Source organism: Pseudonocardia sp. ICBG162, from assembly GCF_020496225.1.
GTDB classification, from domain to species: domain Bacteria; phylum Actinomycetota; class Actinomycetes; order Mycobacteriales; family Pseudonocardiaceae; genus Pseudonocardia; species Pseudonocardia alni.
In genome coordinates this window covers 1-14,067 of sequence record NZ_JAHLJD010000024.1, presented here as the reverse complement: position 1 = coordinate 14,067, position 14,067 = coordinate 1, and the positions used below count along the sequence as shown (strand labels likewise).

Below are 14,067 nucleotides of genomic sequence, written 5' to 3'. Positions count from 1 at the left end.
CCTCGGCGACGCCGGCTACCGGGTCGTCGCGCCGACCTGCGCGGCTACGGCGACACCGACAAGACGCCCCGCGGCTACGACCTGTGGACCCCCGCCCGGTGACTGCGCCGGGCTGATCCGGGCGCTCGGGGAGCCGCGTGCCCCACGTCGTCGGGCACGACTGGGGTGCCGCGATCGGCTGGACGGTCGCCACGCTGCACCCGCGGCTGGTCGTCTCGCTCACCGGGCTCGGGGCGCCGCACCCGGTCGTCATGCGCGACGCGTGCTGCGCGACCCGCTCGGGCAGGGCCGCGCGAGCCGCTACATGGCCGGGTTCCAGCTGCCGCGGCTGCCGGAGCGTTCCCTGCGTGCCGACGGCGGCGCCCGGGTCGGGCGGATCATGCGGGCGTGGGCGGGTCCGGAGTGGGCCGCCACCACCGACTTCGCCGACGCCGTCGCCCGCAACCGCGGAGGCGATGCGGATCTCCACCGTCGCCCACTGCAGCCTCGAGTACTACCGCTGGTCGATGCGCTCCCAGGTGCGCCCCGACGGCCGCCGCTTCGCCCGCGAGCTCTCCCGGCCGGTCGGGGTGCCGGTGCTGCAGGTGCACGGCGCCGACGACCCGTGCGTGCTCGACACCACCATGCGCGGCGACGAGCGGTTCGCCGGTGCCGGGCTGACCCACCACACGCTCCCGGCCACCGGGCACTTCCCGCAGCAGGAGCACCCCACCCACGTCACCGCGCTGATCGGGGCCCACCTGCAACGCTGCGACGGCTGAGCGGACACCGGTTCCCCGTCGTCCGACGTGCACGGATACGCTCGGCCACCGTGCGGATCCTGATCGTGGGAAGCGGTGCGCGTGAGCACGCCATCGCCGTGGCTCTGGCGCAGGACCCGGAGGTGACGGCGCTCGCTGTCGCCCCCGGCAACGCGGGACGGCCGCGGTGTCCGAGCAGCTCGGGCTCGACGTCACCGACAACGGCGCCGTCGTCGACGTGGCGCGGACCTGGCAGGCGGACCTCGTGGTCGTCGGGCCGGAGGGCCCGCTGGTCAACGGTGCGGCCGACGCGGTGCGCGAGGCCGGCATCCCCTGCTTCGGCCCGAGCGCCGAGGCGGCCCGGATCGAGGGGTCCAAGGCGTTCGCGAAGGCCGTCATGAGCGCGGCCGGGGTACCGACGGCCTCGTCGGTCGTCGTTGACAACCCGGCGCACCTCGACACCGCGCTGTCGGTGTTCACCCCGCCCTACGTCGTCAAGGACGACGGGCTGGCCGCGGGCAAGGGCGTCGTCGTGTCCGGCGACATCGAGGTGGCCCGCGCGCACGCCCTCGGGCTGCTCGACGCCGGCCACCCGGCGCTGCTGGAGTCCTTCCTCGACGGCCCCGAGGCGTCGCTGTTCTGCCTCGTCGACGGCGCCACCGTGGTGCCGCTGCTGCCCGCGCAGGACTTCAAGCGCGTCGGCGACGACGACTCCGGCCCCAACACCGGCGGCATGGGCGCCTACTGCCCGCTGCCCTGGGCGGGCGAGGACCTCGCCGAGGAGCTGGTCGCCGGGGTCGTCGCGCCGGTCGCCGAGGAGATGGCGCGCCGCGGCACCCCGTTCACCGGGCTGCTCTACGCCGGTCTCGCGCTGACCTCGCAGGGCCCGGCGGTCATCGAGTTCAACTGCCGCTTCGGGGACCCGGAGACCCAGGCCGTGCTGGCGCTGCTGCGCACCCCGCTGTCGCAGCTGCTGCTCGCCACCGCGACCGGCACCCTCGCCGAGCAGCCCGCGATCGAGTGGGCCGACGGGTCGGCGGTGACGGTCGTCGTCGCCGCGGAGGGCTATCCGGCCACCCCGCGGCTCGGTGACGTCATCACCGGCGCCGAGGGGGAGGGCGTGCTGCACGCCGGCACCCGTCGCCGCGACGACGGCGCGGTCGTCTCCTCCGGCGGGCGCGTCCTGTCGGTCGTGGGCACCGGCTCCGACCTCGCCGCCGCCCGGGCCGAGGCCTACGCCCGCCTGGAGCCGGTCCGCCTTGCGGGCTCGCACCACCGCACCGACATCGGTCTGAAGGCCGAGCGCGGAGAGGTCAGCGTGCCCGTCGCGCAGGCCTGATGTTGCGCGGGTGTTACCGCCGCATGGCGCAACGCCAATAGTCCGAATGGCCTGACCTGGGCCTCCGTATCCGGTTGTTCGATGATCATGAAGAGCCGGTAAAACCGGACACCAGGGTTTGATCTCCACCGGTTCGTCGAGGAATCGTCCTGTGGCACAGGGGCACAGCCGGTGTCCCTGAACCACAGGAGGATCACCATGGCCCACGCTCCCCAGCAGGCCCGTCGTCGTCGCGCCCTCGCCCTCGTGGGTGGCGTCGTCGCCGCGCCGCTCGCCGCCCTGGCGCTCACCGGCACCGCGCAGGCGGCCGAGCTGACCCCGGTCGCCGAGTACCTCGACGACACCGTCGCCGACACCGACGCGCAGATCGGCGCCGTCGTCGACGCCCTGGGCTTCGAGGCCGAGTGACACCGGGCGGGCCCCGCGCCCGCCCCGGTTCGTGAACGACCGCGCGCCCGGGAGCGGGCTCCCGCCCGGGCGCGCGGTCCGGTCCCGTGCGGGGCCGCCGCCTAGGCTCGGCGGCGTGACCCGCCTGACCGTCGCCGCCCGTGCCGCCGTCGCCCCGTTCCACGTCATGGACGTCTGGGCGGCCGCCGCCGAACGGGCCCGCACCCACGGCGACCTGATCAACCTCTCGGCTGGGCAGCCGTCGACCCCGGCGCCGGAACCGGTGCGCGCGGCCGCCGTCGCCGCCCTGAACGAGCAGGTACTCGGCTACACCGTCGCCCCCGGCATCGCGGAGCTGCGCGAGGCCGTCGCCGGGCACTACCGGCGCACCCGGGACCTGGAGGTCGACCCGGGCGACGTCGTGCTCACCACCGGGTCCTCCGGCGGGTTCCTGCTCGCCTTCCTCGCCGCGTTCGACGCGGGCGACCGCGTCGCCATGGCCCGCCCCGGCTACCCCTGCTACCGCAACATCCTCGCCGCGCTGGGCTGCGAGGTCGTCGAGCTGCCGTGCGGTCCGGCGACCCGGTTCCAGCCCACCGTGGAGATGCTCGAGGCGCTCGACGAGCCGGTGAAGGGCCTGATCGTGGCCAGCCCGGCGAACCCCACCGGCACCGTCCTCGACCCCGCCGAGCTGGCGGCGCTCGCGTCGTACTGCGAGGAGCGCGGCATCCAGCTCGTCAGCGACGAGATCTACCACGGCATCACGTTCCCGGGCAGCCCCGCGACGAGCAGCGCCTGGGAGACCTCGCGGGAGGCCGTGCTGGTCAACTCGTTCTCGAAGTACTTCTCGATGACCGGCTGGCGGCTCGGCTGGCTGGTGTGCCCGCCGCGGCTGCGCCGGACCGTGGAGGGGCTGGCCGGCAACTTCACCGTCTGCCCGCCCGCGCTGCCCCAGCACGCGGCGCTCGCCGCGTTCGACGAGGCGAGCTACGCCGAGGCCGACTCCCACGTCGTGCGCTACGGCCGCAACCGGGACCTGCTGCTCGACGGCCTGCGCGGGCTCGGGATCACCCGGCTCGCCCCCGCCGACGGCGCGTTCTACGTCTACGCCGACATCGCGCACCTGCTGCGCGCGGGCGAGGACTCGATGGGGCTGACCTACCGGCTGCTCGCCGAGACCGGCATCGCCGTCGCACCGGGGCAGGACTTCGACCCGGTCGACGGCGGCGCCTACATCCGCTTCTCCGGCGCCGGGACGCCCGAGGGCATCACCGAGGCGCTGGAGCGGCTGCGGGCCTGGGTCTGAGCGGGCCTCAGAGCACCAGCTCGGGCTTCACCGCCGTCGCCGTCCACACCCGCTTGCGGTACGCCGCGAACGTCGCCAGCGCCAGGGCCCCGACGAACCAGGCCAGCAGCACCGGCACCGCCGTCCCGACGACCCCGGCCAGCTCACCGCCGTACATGAGGTGGCGCAGCGCGTCGACGGCGTAGCCCATCGGCATCACGTGGTGCACCGGGTAGAGCGGCCCGGGGATGGTCTGCCACGGGAACGTGCCGCCCGCCGAGACGAGCTGCAGAACCATCAGGACCAGCCCGAGGAACTGCCCGACCGCGCCGAGCAGGGCGTTGAGGGCGTGCACGATCGCGGTGAACGTCATCGAGGTCAGCCACAGCAGCGCCAGCGTCGCGAACGGGTGCACCGGGGTGATCCCCAGCAGCAGCGACACCACCGCGTACATGCCGGTGACCTGTACGACCCCCAGCAGTCCGGCCGGGATCCAGCCGCCCAGCGCGATGCGCAGCGGGCTCTGCCCGGCCGCGATCGCCCGTCGGGACAGGGGCTGGACCAGCAGGAACAGCACGTAGCCGCCGATCCAGGTGGCGAGCGCCATGAAGAACGGGGCCAGTCCGGCGCCGTAGGTATCGGCCTGGGAGTAGGCGACGTCGCGGGTGGCGACGGGGTCGCCGATGTTCGCGGCGGTCGCCTCCCGGACGCCCGGGGCCGGGTTCGGGATGTCGTCCAGGCCCGAGGCCAGGCCGTCGTGCAGCTGCGTCGCGCCGGTGGCGAGCTCACCGGTGCCCGAGTCGAGCCGGCGCGCCCCGTCGGCGAGCCGGTCGGTCCCGTCGACGGCGGTGCGCTCCCCGGCGACGAGCTGGTCCGCCCCGGTCCGCAGCGCGGTGGCGCCGGTGGACAGCTGCGTGGCGCCGGCGGAGAGCTTCCGGACGCCGCCGGACAGCTCAGCCGCGCCGTCGCGCAGGGTCCCGGCGCCGTCGGCGGCGCTCGCGATGCCGCGGCTGAGCTGCGGGGCCGACGCGGCGAGCTGCTCGGCGCCGTCGGCGACCTGCCCCGCGCCGGAACCGAGGCGGTCGAGCTGCCCGGACACCTGCTGGACGCGGGTGTTGCCGTCGACCAGCGGCTGCTTCGCGGTCGCCAGCGCGGCCAGGGCCTGCTGCACCTGTTCCTCGGTGAACCCGCGCTCGCGCAGGTTCGCCGCGATCGTGCCGTCGGCGGCGTCGAGCTGGTCGGCCAGCCGGGCGCTCTCCTGCGCGACCCGGTCCCCGGCCGCGGCCAGCTGCGCGTTGCCGTCGGCGACCTGGCGGGCGCCGTCGGCCAGCTGTCGCGACTGCGCGGGCAGGTCGGCGGTGGCACTGCGCAGGGTGCCCAGCCCGGTCGCGAGCTCGCCCGCGCCCGAGGACAGCCGGTCCGCCCCGGTCGCGGCGGTGCCCGCCCCGGTGGCGAGGGTCCCGGCCCCGGTCGCGAGCTCGCCCGCGCCGCCGGAGAGCTGCTGGGCGCCGTCGAGGAGCTTGCGCTGCCCGGTCGCCAGCTCACCGGCGCCGGACGCCAGCCGGCCGGCCCCGTCGTGGGCGGTGGCCGCGCCGTCGGCGAGCTTCCCGGCGCCGTCCGCGGCCTCCTGGGTCTTGGTGTGGATGGTGGAGAAGCCGGTGAGGAACCGGTCCGCGGCCTGCGTCCCGACCTCCTTGGCGACCGACTCGCGGACCCGGGTGGTGAGGGTGTCGGCGATCGTGCGGGCCAGGTAGTTGTTGGCGTCGTTGGTGGTGAGCACGAGGATCCCCTGGCGCGGGGTGAAGTCCCCGGAGGACTGCAGGGCCGCGGTGAAGTCGCGCGGGATCGTCAGGGCGAAGGTGTAGACGTTGTCGCGCACGCCGCGGTCGGCCTCGGCGGCGGAGACCCGGTGGAAGTCGAACGAGCCGGAGTCGGTCAGCTCCTTCGCGACGTCCTGGCCGACGTTCTGCGTCTTCCCGTCGGCGTCGGTGCCGCCCGCGTCGTCGACGACGAGTGCGGCGGGCACCTGGTCCAGGCGGGAGTAGGGATCGCCGTTGGCGTAGAGGTAGAAGCCCGCGTAGAGCATCGGGATCATCAGCAGCGCGAGCACGGCCAGGACCGGCAGCCGCCCGGCGGTGATCCGCCGCAGCTCGCTGATCGCCATCCTGATCGCGCTCATGAGGTCCGCTCCGTGCTCTCGTCGCCGTCGGTGGTCCCGGGGGTGGGGTCCGCCCCGGGCAGGATCGCCGTACCCGCGTCCTGCGGGGGCTCCGCCGTGCCGGGGGGCGGAGCGTCCGCGGCCCCGGCGGGGCGGCGGCGCAGCAGCCGCCGGGTCCAGCCCTGCGGCAGGTCGTCGGCCCCCTGCGGCGCGACGACGGTCAGCGGCCCCGTCGGGTCCTCGGGCCTGCTGTGCCGCCCGGGCGGCTCCGGCAGCGCGCCGGCGTCGCCGCCGCCGAGCCGCACCCCGGGCACCCCCAGCAGCGCCGCCGATCCCTCGGTGCAGGTCACGACGACGGCGAACCCGGCGCGGGCGTGCTCGGAGGCCACCTGCCACCAGGTCACCGGGGTGCCGCCGTGCCGGTCCGGCGCGCTCAGCACGAGCACCCGTACCCCGGGGCGGGACGCGGCGAGTGCGGTCATCAGCCCGATCCGGACGGGTGCGGGCACGTCCTCGAACCGCGAGCGCACCCAGCTCTGCGCGCCCCGCGCGCCCAGCCACTCGGTGACCGCCCGCGGGGTGGTGCCGCGCCCGGCCATCGCCAGCTCCTCTCCGACGACGGTCCGCAGCGGCAGCACCGGCTCCGGCTCGCTGACCCCGGGCGTGTCGACGACGGCGACGGCGCGGCGCAGGCGGCGCGGGTCGTCGTCGCCGTCGAGGGTCACGGTGCCGTGGTCGGGCCGCATTCGCCCGGCCAGCGCCAGCGCCAGCGCGGTGTGCCCGGAGCCGGGGGTGCCCGCGACCAGCAGCACCGAACCGGGGACGGCGCGCAGCGAGGTCGGCTCGAGCAGCACCCCGTGGGTGCCGTCGACGGCGACGCCCTCGGCGACGAGGGCCGCCTCGGGGCCGGGGGCGGCCTCGGGATCAGGGGCGGCCTCGGGATCGGGAGCGGGCGAGGGGGCGGAGCTGGTCATGACGGTCCTGCTGTCCTGGGCGCCCCGGGCCGCACGACACCCGGCGATCGCGGGTCCGCGCAGCTCACCGGCACCGGTCGTGGGTCGGAGCCACCGGCGCCCGGTGGTGCGTACGCACGGGCGCGACGGCGGCGGAAGCCTAGGCCGACGCCTGCTCCGGCGTCCGGCCGTCGCCCAGTGTGGACCCGATCGTGCGGGCCGACTTGACCTCGGACGACAGTGAGTTGACCCGGCGCGACACTGTGACGGCGGCGACGAGGGGCGCCCGGAGCGCCCGGCCCGGGGTGCCGCGGGCACGTCCGGCGCCGGGGCCGGAGGCGACCCGGAGCGCCGGCGGAGGGCGGCGCGGGGCGGGGCCCCGGGGGCTCAGCCGCCGAGGGCGGTGCGGGGCAGCGGCGCGGGGCCGCCGGGGGAGCCGGTGCTGGACGGGCCGACCTCGCCGATCCGGTCCAGCGCCGCCTTGATGTGCTTGCCGCCGACGTCGCGGTGGGTCATCAGCCGCAGCTTGCCCGCGATGGCGCCGGCGCGGACCCCGGCCTCGGCGAACGCGGCGATCGTGCCGCGCACGTCGGCCACGTCCACCAGCACGATGTTGGTCTGCGGCTCGCGGACCCGCCAGCCGCGCTCGCGCAGCCCGGCGGCGAGCCGCGTCGCGAGGTCGTGGTCCTCGGCGAGCCGGTCGATGTCCTCCAGCGCGACGAGCCCGGCCGCGGCCAGCACCCCGCCCTGCCGGACGCCGCCGCCGAGCATCTTGCGCAGCCGCCGGGCGTGCTCGACGAACTCCGCCGACCCCGCGACGACCGACCCGACCGGCGCGCCGAGCCCCTTGGACAGGCAGACCGCGACCGTGTCGGCGCCGACGGTCAGCGCGCCCGGCGGGACCCCGAGCGCGACCGCGGCGTTCCACAGCCGGGCGCCGTCGAGGTGCACCGAGAGCCGGGCGGCCCGCGCCGCGGCGGCGACGGAGGCGTGCTCCTCCGGTGCGGTCACGGTGCCGCCCGCGGAGTTGTGGGTGTTCTCCAGGCACAGCAGCACCGGGCGCAGGGAGGCGTAGAAGCCGTCGTCGGCGGCGGCCCGGCGCACGGCGGCCGCGGTGACCTTGCCGGGGCCCGCGTCGTGCGGCAGGGGCCGCGGCATCCCGCCGGCCAGCCAGGCGGCCGTGCCCAGCTCGAAGTCGAGCACGTGCGCGCCCTGGGGGGCGAGGAAGGAGTCGCCGCGGCCGAGCCGGCTCATCAGCGCGATCAGGTTCGCCATCGAGCCGGTGGGCGTCCACAGCGCGTCGGCGGCGCCGAGCAGGCCCGCGACCCGTTCCTCCAGCTCGCGCATGGTGGGGTCGCCGTCGAGCACGTCGTCGCCGACCTCGGCCTCGGCCATCGCCCGGCGCATCGCCTCGGTCGGCAGCGTGACGGTGTCCGATCGCAGGTCGACGGGCTCGCCGGGGGCCGGGGCGGCCGCCGCCCCGCGCGCACCACCGCGCGGTGACCAGCGGCTTCTGGGTGACGGGCGCACACCACCAGTGTGTTCCATCCCCGCGGCGGTGAGAACGGCAGGGTCACGAAACGGTCACGGTCACCCCGTCCGACCTGGGCGTCGAGTCCGGTATCTCACTCGTCCGGACGGGTCCTGTCTTGGCACTATGTGGCGATGGCGGCCCCGAAGCAGACCGAGAAGGGTGAGCGGCGCCGCGCCCTGCTCGTCGCGGCGGCCGCGGACCTGCTCGCCGAGAGCGGTTTCGACGCGATCCGGCACCGCGCCGTCGCCGAGCGGGCCGGGGTGCCGCTGGCGGCCACGACCTACTACTTCTCCTCGCTGGAGGACCTGGTCTGCGCCGCGCTGGACCGGCTGGCGCACGCCGAGCTGGCCGACGCGCACGCCTGCCTGGCCCGCCGTGACGACCCGGCCGAGATCGTGCTCGACCTGCTGCTCGGCCCGCGGTCGCGCACCGACGGCCTCGACGCCGTCCTGGCCCGGTTCGAGCGGCTGATCGGGTCCGGCCGTCGCCCGTTCCTGGCCGGGCTGCTGCGCGCCCAGCGCGTCGAGTTCGACGCCCTGCTCGACGAGGCGCTCACCCGCGCGACCGGCCGTCGCCCGGGGCCGGGGGAGGTCCGCAGGCTCACCGCGCTCGTCGACGGCGTCGTGCTCACCGCGCTGATCGAGGCCGACCCCGACCCGCGTGCGGTCGGCCGGGAGGCGCTGCACGAGGTGCTGGAGTCCCTGCCCCGGGTGTGAGGCCGCGCTCCCGCCGGTCACAGGGCCCCCACCAGCCATTATCATCGCGCCACGTGATTGCCAACGTGCTGGCCGCGCGCTACGCGAGCCCCGAGCTGGTCCGCCTCTGGTCTCCGGAGTACAAGATCCAGCTGGAGCGACGGCTGTGGATCGCGGTGCTCCGTGCCCAGCGCGACCTCGGCATCGAGGTGCCGTCGTCGGTCATCGACGACTACGAGGCCGTCGTCGAGCAGGTCGACCTGGGCTCGATCGCCGCCCGCGAGCGCGTCACCCGGCACGACGTGAAGGCCCGCATCGAGGAGTTCAACGCCCTCGCCGGCCACGAGCACGTGCACAAGGGCATGACCAGCCGCGACCTCACCGAGAACGTGGAGCAGCTGCAGATCCGGCTGTCGCTGGAGCTCGTCGCCGACCGGACCGTCGCGGTCCTGGCGCGGCTCGGGCGTCGCGCGTCGGAGTACGCCGAGCTGGTCATGGCCGGGCGCAGCCACAACGTCGCCGCGCAGACCACCACCCTGGGCAAGCGGTTCGCCTCCGCCGCGGACGAGCTGCTCGTCGCGCACGCCCGGCTGGAGGACCTGCGCTCGCGCTACCCGCTGCGCGGGATCAAGGGCCCGATGGGCACCAGCCAGGACATGCTCGACCTCCTCGACGGCGACGCGGCCAAGCTCGACGAGCTGGAGCAGCGGGTCGCCACCCACCTCGGGTTCGCCGAGGCGTTCACCAGCGTCGGGCAGGTCTACCCGCGCTCGCTCGACCACGACGTCGTCACCGCGCTGGTGCAGCTGGCCGCCGCGCCGTCGTCGCTGGCCACGACGATCCGGCTGATGGCGGGTGCCGAGCTCGCCACCGAGGGCTTCGCCCCCGGCCAGGTCGGGTCCAGCGCCATGCCGCACAAGATGAACGCGCGTTCCGCGGAACGCATCAACGGCCTCATGGTGATCCTGCGCGGCCTGTCGGTCATGACCGCCGAGCTCGCCGGCTCCCAGTGGAACGAGGGCGACGTCTCCTGCTCGGTGGTGCGCCGCGTCGCGCTGCCGGACGCGTTCTTCGCCCTCGACGGCCTCTACGAGACCACGCTGACCGTGCTCGACGAGTTCGGCGCCTACCCGGCCGTGATCGCCCGCGAGCTCGACCGCTACCTGCCCTTCCTCACCACGACCGCGGTGCTGATGGCCGCCGTCCGCGCCGGGGTCGGCCGGGAGACCGCGCACGAGGTCATCAAGGAGCACGCGGTCGCCGTCGCACTGGCGATGCGCGAGCAGGGCCAGGCCGACAACGACCTGCTCCAGCGCCTCGCCGGTGACGACCGGCTCGGCCTGCCCGCCGGCACGCTGGACCGGCTGCTGGAGGACCCGCTGCGGTTCACCGGCGCCGCGTCCGCGCAGGTCACCACGGTGACGGAGAAGATCGCCGCGATCACCGCGAAGCACCCCGAGGCCGCCGCCTACACCCCCGGAGGCATCCTGTGAGGCTCGTCCACTCCGGCAAGGTCCGCGAGCTCTACCTCGACGAGTCCCGCGACCCGGCCCAGCTGCTGCTCGTGGCCTCGGACCGGCTGTCGATCTACGACGTCGTGCTCCCGACGCCCGTCCCGGACAAGGGCGCGATCCTCACCGCGCTGTCGCTGTACTGGTTCGAGCGCACCGGCGACCTCGTGCCCAACCACGTCATCGGGACCGACGACATCCCCGCCGAGTCCGCCGGGCGCGCCGTCCGCTGCCGCCCGCTGGAGATGCTGCCGGTCGAGTGCATCGCTCGCGGCTACCTCACCGGGCTCGGGCTGAAGGAGTATCAGCGCACCGGCGCCGTCTCCGGCGTCACGTTGCCCGCCGGCCTGGTCGAGGGCTCGAAGCTCCCCGAGCCGATCTTCACCCCGACCACCAAGGCGCCGGTCGGTGAGCACGACGAGTTCATGACCTTCGACGACGTCGTGGCGCAGCTGGGCGCCGACACCGCGACCCGGCTGCGGGACCTGACCCTGGAGGTCTACCGGCGCGGCGCCGAGTCCGCGGCCGAGGGCGGGATCATCGTCGCCGACACCAAGCTGGAGTTCGGCCGGGACACCTCCGGCGAGATCGTCCTCGGTGACGAGGTGCTCACCCCGGACTCGTCGCGGTTCTGGCCCGCCGACTCCTACGAGCCCGGCCGGGTCCAGTTCTCCTTCGACAAGCAGTACGTCCGCGACTGGTCCGCCGGGCTGGACTGGGACCGCACCGCGCCCGGCCCCGAAGTCCCCGACGAGGTCGTGAAGGTCGTCCACGACCGCTACGCCGAGGTCTACCGCCGCATCACCGGCACCCCCTGGACCTCACCCACCGCCTGACCTCGCGTCCTGACCCCGCGCCCGGCGGGCGTGGCGACCCGTCGCGGGCCGTGGCGACCCGCGCGCGGGGCGCCACGGGTGGCTGCGGGTCGCCACGGGGCGGCGAGGGGTGGGGGTCAGGTCGGGGGTAGGGCGTCGAGGAGGGCCTGGGCGGTCGGGGCGTCGGTGACCAGGCGGTTGAACAGGCCCGCCCGCGCCCCGCCGACGATGCTCGGCACCTTCTCCTCCCCGACGGCGACGGCGATCGTCCGCGGTACCCGTCGCAGCTGCTCGGGGGAGATCCGCACCATCCGGTCGCTGCCCGGGAAGGCGATCGGGCGACCGTCGGCGCGGTAGAAGTTCAGGCAGACGTCGCCGACGCCGTCCTGGAGGCCCTCGTCGTCGAGCGGGACCGAGGTCGAGATCGACGCGCGGCCCGCGGGCGGGGCGCCGACACCGACCAGCGCGGCCTGCGCGCGCGCCCAGAACCCGGTGACCCGCCGGAACTCCGGGTCCTCGGCGAGCGTGCGGCTCATCGCCGGTGACGGCATGGCCTGGGTGAACAGGAAGTGCGGGCGCCCGTGCCCGCGTTCGGCGACCGACCGGACGATCTCGTTGGTCTGGTGCCACGCCTCGGGCTCGGCGACCCCGCCGACGGTCGGCACGATCTCGCAGCCGGCCAGCGCGGGCAGCGCGGTGTGGCTGAGCTCCCACACGGTGCGCCCGGAGGAGACGAGCAGGACGTCGCCCGCGCGCAGCCCGGCCTCCCGCAGTGCCTCGCCGACCGGCTCGGCGAGCGACTGACCGAGGTCGGTGGCGGGGCGCGGGGCCAGCCACACCCGGTCAAGCCCGAGCGCGGCGGCGAGCCGGGGCGCGTCGTCGCCGCCGGTGTGCAGCGAGTCCGGGTCGTGCACGGTGATCTGCACGATCCCGACCCGGCGGGCCTCGGCGAGCAGCCGGGAGACGGTCGGACGCGACACGGTGAGCCGGTCGGCGATCGCGGCCTGGTTGAGCTCGTCGACGTAGTACAGCCGTGCGGCCCGGTGCATGAGCCCCAGGTCGCGCCGGGAGACGTCGTGCGGCGCCATCGCCACCTCCTCCGCCGTGTCGGACCGGTACCAGTCAAGCCTACTGCACGTTTGTTCAATCAGGAACGGATGTGTTGACGAATGTTCACGTCGGAACGCATGCTCAGAACCAGTCGCATGCAGCACCCCGCATGGCACCAATGGAGGTTCCGTCGTGGCAGACCAGATCCCGACCCGGATGCAGGCCGTCGTCGTACACGGCCCGAGGACTACCGCCTGGAGGAGGTCGACGTCCCGGCTCCCGGCCCCGGCGAGCTGCTGATGCAGGTCGAGGCCGTGGGCGTGTGCGCGAGCGACCTGAAGTGCTACCACGGCGCCGCGAAGTTCTGGGGCGACGAGAACCGCCCCGCCTGGGCCCAGACCGGCGTCACGCCCGGCCACGAGTTCGTCGGCCGGATCGTCTCCGGCGACGACGAGGGCCTCGCCCTGCACGGCGTGTCCGTCGGCGACCGCGTCGCCTGCGAGCAGATCGTCCCGTGCGAGCAGTGCCGCTACTGCCTGCGCGGCCAGTACTGGATGTGCGGGCCGCACGACATGTTCGGCTTCCGCAACTTCGACGGCGCGATGGCCCAGTACATGCTGGTCCCGACCCGTGCCCGGGTGCACCGGGTCTCGCCGGACCTGGAGCCGCACCACGCCGCGTTCGCCGAGCCGCTGTCCTGCGCGCTGCACGCCGTCGAGCGCGCCACCATCACCTTCGACGACGTCGTGGTCGTCGCCGGATGCGGCCCGATCGGCCTCGGCCTGATCGCCGGCGCCCGCGCGAAGAACCCGCGGCTGCTGATCGCGCTCGACCTCGACGACGAGAAGCTGGAGCTCGGCCGCCGCACCGGCGCCGACCTCACGATCAACATCTCCCGCGAGGACGCCGTCGCCCGGGTCCGGGAGCTCACCGAGGGCTACGGCGCCGACGTCTACCTGGAGGGCTCAGGCGCCGTCCCGGCCGTCGCCCAGGGACTCAACCTGCTGCGCAAGCTCGGCACCTACGTCGAGTACTCGGTGTTCGGGTCCGACGTCACCGTCGACTGGTCGATCATCTCCGACGACAAGGAGCTCGACGTCCGCGGCGCCCACCTCGGCCCGCACTGCTGGCCCGCCGCGATCAAGATGCTGGAGGACGGCAAGCTCCCGATCTCCGACATCTGCACCCACCAGGTGCCGCTCGCGGAGTTCCAGAAGGCCCTCGACCTCGTCGGCGACACGTCCGGGTCGTCGGTCAAGGTCTCGATCCTCCCGAACGCGTGAGGGCCGCCATGTCGACGACGACACCGCGCGAGACCTTCCTCGACCGCATCGGCATCCCGCACTCCCTGCGCTGGGGCTTCCTCGGCGTGCTCGTCTTCATGACCGGCAACGGGACCGAGTCGAACTTCATCTCCCCGCACATCGAGGCGGTCCTCGGCTCGCCCGAGGCGACCGTCGCCACGATCATCGCCGGCTACAGCCTGGCCGTGCTCGTCGCCAGCTACCTGTCCGGTGCGCTGGCCGACCTGTGGGGGCCGCGCCGGGTGATGACCCTCGGCGTCGTCGTCTGGGTCGTGTTCGAGGTGCTGTTCCTGCTG

The 14,067-nt window shown here is 74.9% G+C and carries 12 protein-coding genes and 1 pseudogene; 9 read left to right on the top strand and 4 right to left on the bottom strand.

Annotated features, from left to right (window positions below):
• Positions 1-455: 455 nt before the first annotated feature.
• From KPL60_RS35215 to KPL60_RS24115, 4 genes and pseudogenes are all read left to right on the top strand, one after another.
• Positions 456-761 (top strand): alpha/beta fold hydrolase, encoded by a 306-nt coding sequence (locus KPL60_RS35215; RefSeq protein ID WP_374228747.1) that lies wholly within the window; start codon positions 456-458, stop codon positions 759-761.
• Between the two features lie 50 nt (positions 762-811).
• Positions 812-2,079, top strand: a pseudogene (purD, locus tag KPL60_RS24125) (phosphoribosylamine--glycine ligase).
• Between the two features lie 198 nt (positions 2,080-2,277).
• A complete protein-coding gene (locus tag KPL60_RS24120) occupies positions 2,278-2,487 on the top strand; it encodes a hypothetical protein (protein WP_139282823.1) in 210 nt (69 codons plus the stop codon).
• Positions 2,488-2,653: 166 nt separating this feature from the next.
• Positions 2,654-3,772 carry a pyridoxal phosphate-dependent aminotransferase gene (locus tag KPL60_RS24115; RefSeq protein WP_226364766.1) on the top strand — a complete coding sequence of 373 codons (1,119 nt, stop codon included), beginning with the start codon at positions 2,654-2,656 and terminating at the stop codon, positions 3,770-3,772.
• A gap of 7 nt (positions 3,773-3,779) precedes the next feature.
• On the opposite strand, the gene KPL60_RS24110 is transcribed toward KPL60_RS24115, so the two are convergent.
• The 3 genes from KPL60_RS24110 to KPL60_RS24100 all read right to left on the bottom strand — a co-directional run bounded on the left by KPL60_RS24110 (position 3,780) and on the right by KPL60_RS24100 (position 8,305).
• Positions 3,780-5,930, bottom strand: a complete 2,151-nt coding sequence (locus KPL60_RS24110) for a YhgE/Pip domain-containing protein (RefSeq protein WP_226364708.1) — start codon at positions 5,928-5,930, stop codon at positions 3,780-3,782.
• Positions 5,927-6,883 (bottom strand): ATP-binding cassette domain-containing protein, encoded by a 957-nt coding sequence (locus KPL60_RS24105; RefSeq protein WP_226364707.1) that lies wholly within the window; start codon positions 6,881-6,883, stop codon positions 5,927-5,929. The genes KPL60_RS24110 and KPL60_RS24105 overlap by 4 nt, the downstream gene beginning before the upstream one ends.
• 366 nt (positions 6,884-7,249) lie before the next feature.
• A complete protein-coding gene (locus KPL60_RS24100; RefSeq protein ID WP_255655231.1) occupies positions 7,250-8,305 on the bottom strand; it encodes a threonine aldolase family protein in 1,056 nt (351 codons plus the stop codon).
• A gap of 222 nt (positions 8,306-8,527) precedes the next feature.
• Here KPL60_RS24100 and KPL60_RS24095 point away from each other — a divergent pair, with 222 nt between their 5' ends.
• Genes KPL60_RS24095 through KPL60_RS24085 form a run of 3 tightly spaced genes read left to right on the top strand, consistent with a single transcriptional unit; the run spans position 8,528 to position 11,438 of the window.
• Positions 8,528-9,112, top strand: a complete 585-nt coding sequence (locus tag KPL60_RS24095; RefSeq protein ID WP_226354815.1) for a TetR/AcrR family transcriptional regulator — start codon at positions 8,528-8,530, stop codon at positions 9,110-9,112.
• 53 nt (positions 9,113-9,165) lie between these two features.
• On the top strand, positions 9,166-10,584 hold the full coding sequence (gene purB / locus KPL60_RS24090) for an adenylosuccinate lyase (protein WP_226364706.1): 1,419 nt from the start codon (positions 9,166-9,168) through the stop codon (positions 10,582-10,584).
• Complete coding sequence (locus KPL60_RS24085) at positions 10,581-11,438, top strand: phosphoribosylaminoimidazolesuccinocarboxamide synthase (RefSeq protein ID WP_226354817.1); 858 nt, start codon at positions 10,581-10,583, stop codon at positions 11,436-11,438. The genes purB and KPL60_RS24085 overlap by 4 nt, the downstream gene beginning before the upstream one ends.
• Positions 11,439-11,554: 116 nt before the next feature.
• Here KPL60_RS24085 and KPL60_RS24080 read toward each other — a convergent pair whose 3' ends face one another.
• A complete protein-coding gene (locus KPL60_RS24080; RefSeq protein ID WP_226364705.1) occupies positions 11,555-12,505 on the bottom strand; it encodes a sugar-binding transcriptional regulator in 951 nt (316 codons plus the stop codon).
• Positions 12,506-12,622: 117 nt separating this feature from the next.
• Here KPL60_RS24080 and KPL60_RS24075 point away from each other — a divergent pair, with 117 nt between their 5' ends.
• Together KPL60_RS24075 and KPL60_RS24070 are read left to right on the top strand one after the other, a co-directional pair.
• The gene (locus tag KPL60_RS24075) at positions 12,623-13,750 is read left to right on the top strand and encodes an alcohol dehydrogenase catalytic domain-containing protein (protein ID WP_305080720.1); all 1,128 of its coding nucleotides are present in this window, start codon (positions 12,623-12,625) and stop codon (positions 13,748-13,750) included.
• The coding region (locus tag KPL60_RS24070; RefSeq protein WP_226367295.1) for an MFS transporter at positions 13,747-14,067 on the top strand (321 nt) is incomplete at its 3' end. The genes KPL60_RS24075 and KPL60_RS24070, both read left to right, overlap by 4 nt.

Coding starts and splice junctions, on each gene's coding strand:
- KPL60_RS35215 (WP_374228747.1), top strand. CDS start 456: ATGCGGATCTCCACCGTCGCCCACTGCAGCCTCGAGTACTACCGCTGG.
- KPL60_RS24105 (WP_226364707.1), bottom strand. CDS start 6,883: ATGACCAGCTCCGCCCCCTCGCCCGCTCCCGATCCCGAGGCCGCCCCT.
- KPL60_RS24110 (WP_226364708.1), bottom strand. CDS start 5,930: ATGAGCGCGATCAGGATGGCGATCAGCGAGCTGCGGCGGATCACCGCC.
- KPL60_RS24080 (WP_226364705.1), bottom strand. CDS start 12,505: ATGGCGCCGCACGACGTCTCCCGGCGCGACCTGGGGCTCATGCACCGG.
- KPL60_RS24120 (WP_139282823.1), top strand. CDS start 2,278: ATGGCCCACGCTCCCCAGCAGGCCCGTCGTCGTCGCGCCCTCGCCCTC.
- KPL60_RS24075 (WP_305080720.1), top strand. CDS start 12,623: ATGCAGCACCCCGCATGGCACCAATGGAGGTTCCGTCGTGGCAGACCA.
- KPL60_RS24095 (WP_226354815.1), top strand. CDS start 8,528: ATGGCGGCCCCGAAGCAGACCGAGAAGGGTGAGCGGCGCCGCGCCCTG.
- KPL60_RS24115 (WP_226364766.1), top strand. CDS start 2,654: ATGGACGTCTGGGCGGCCGCCGCCGAACGGGCCCGCACCCACGGCGAC.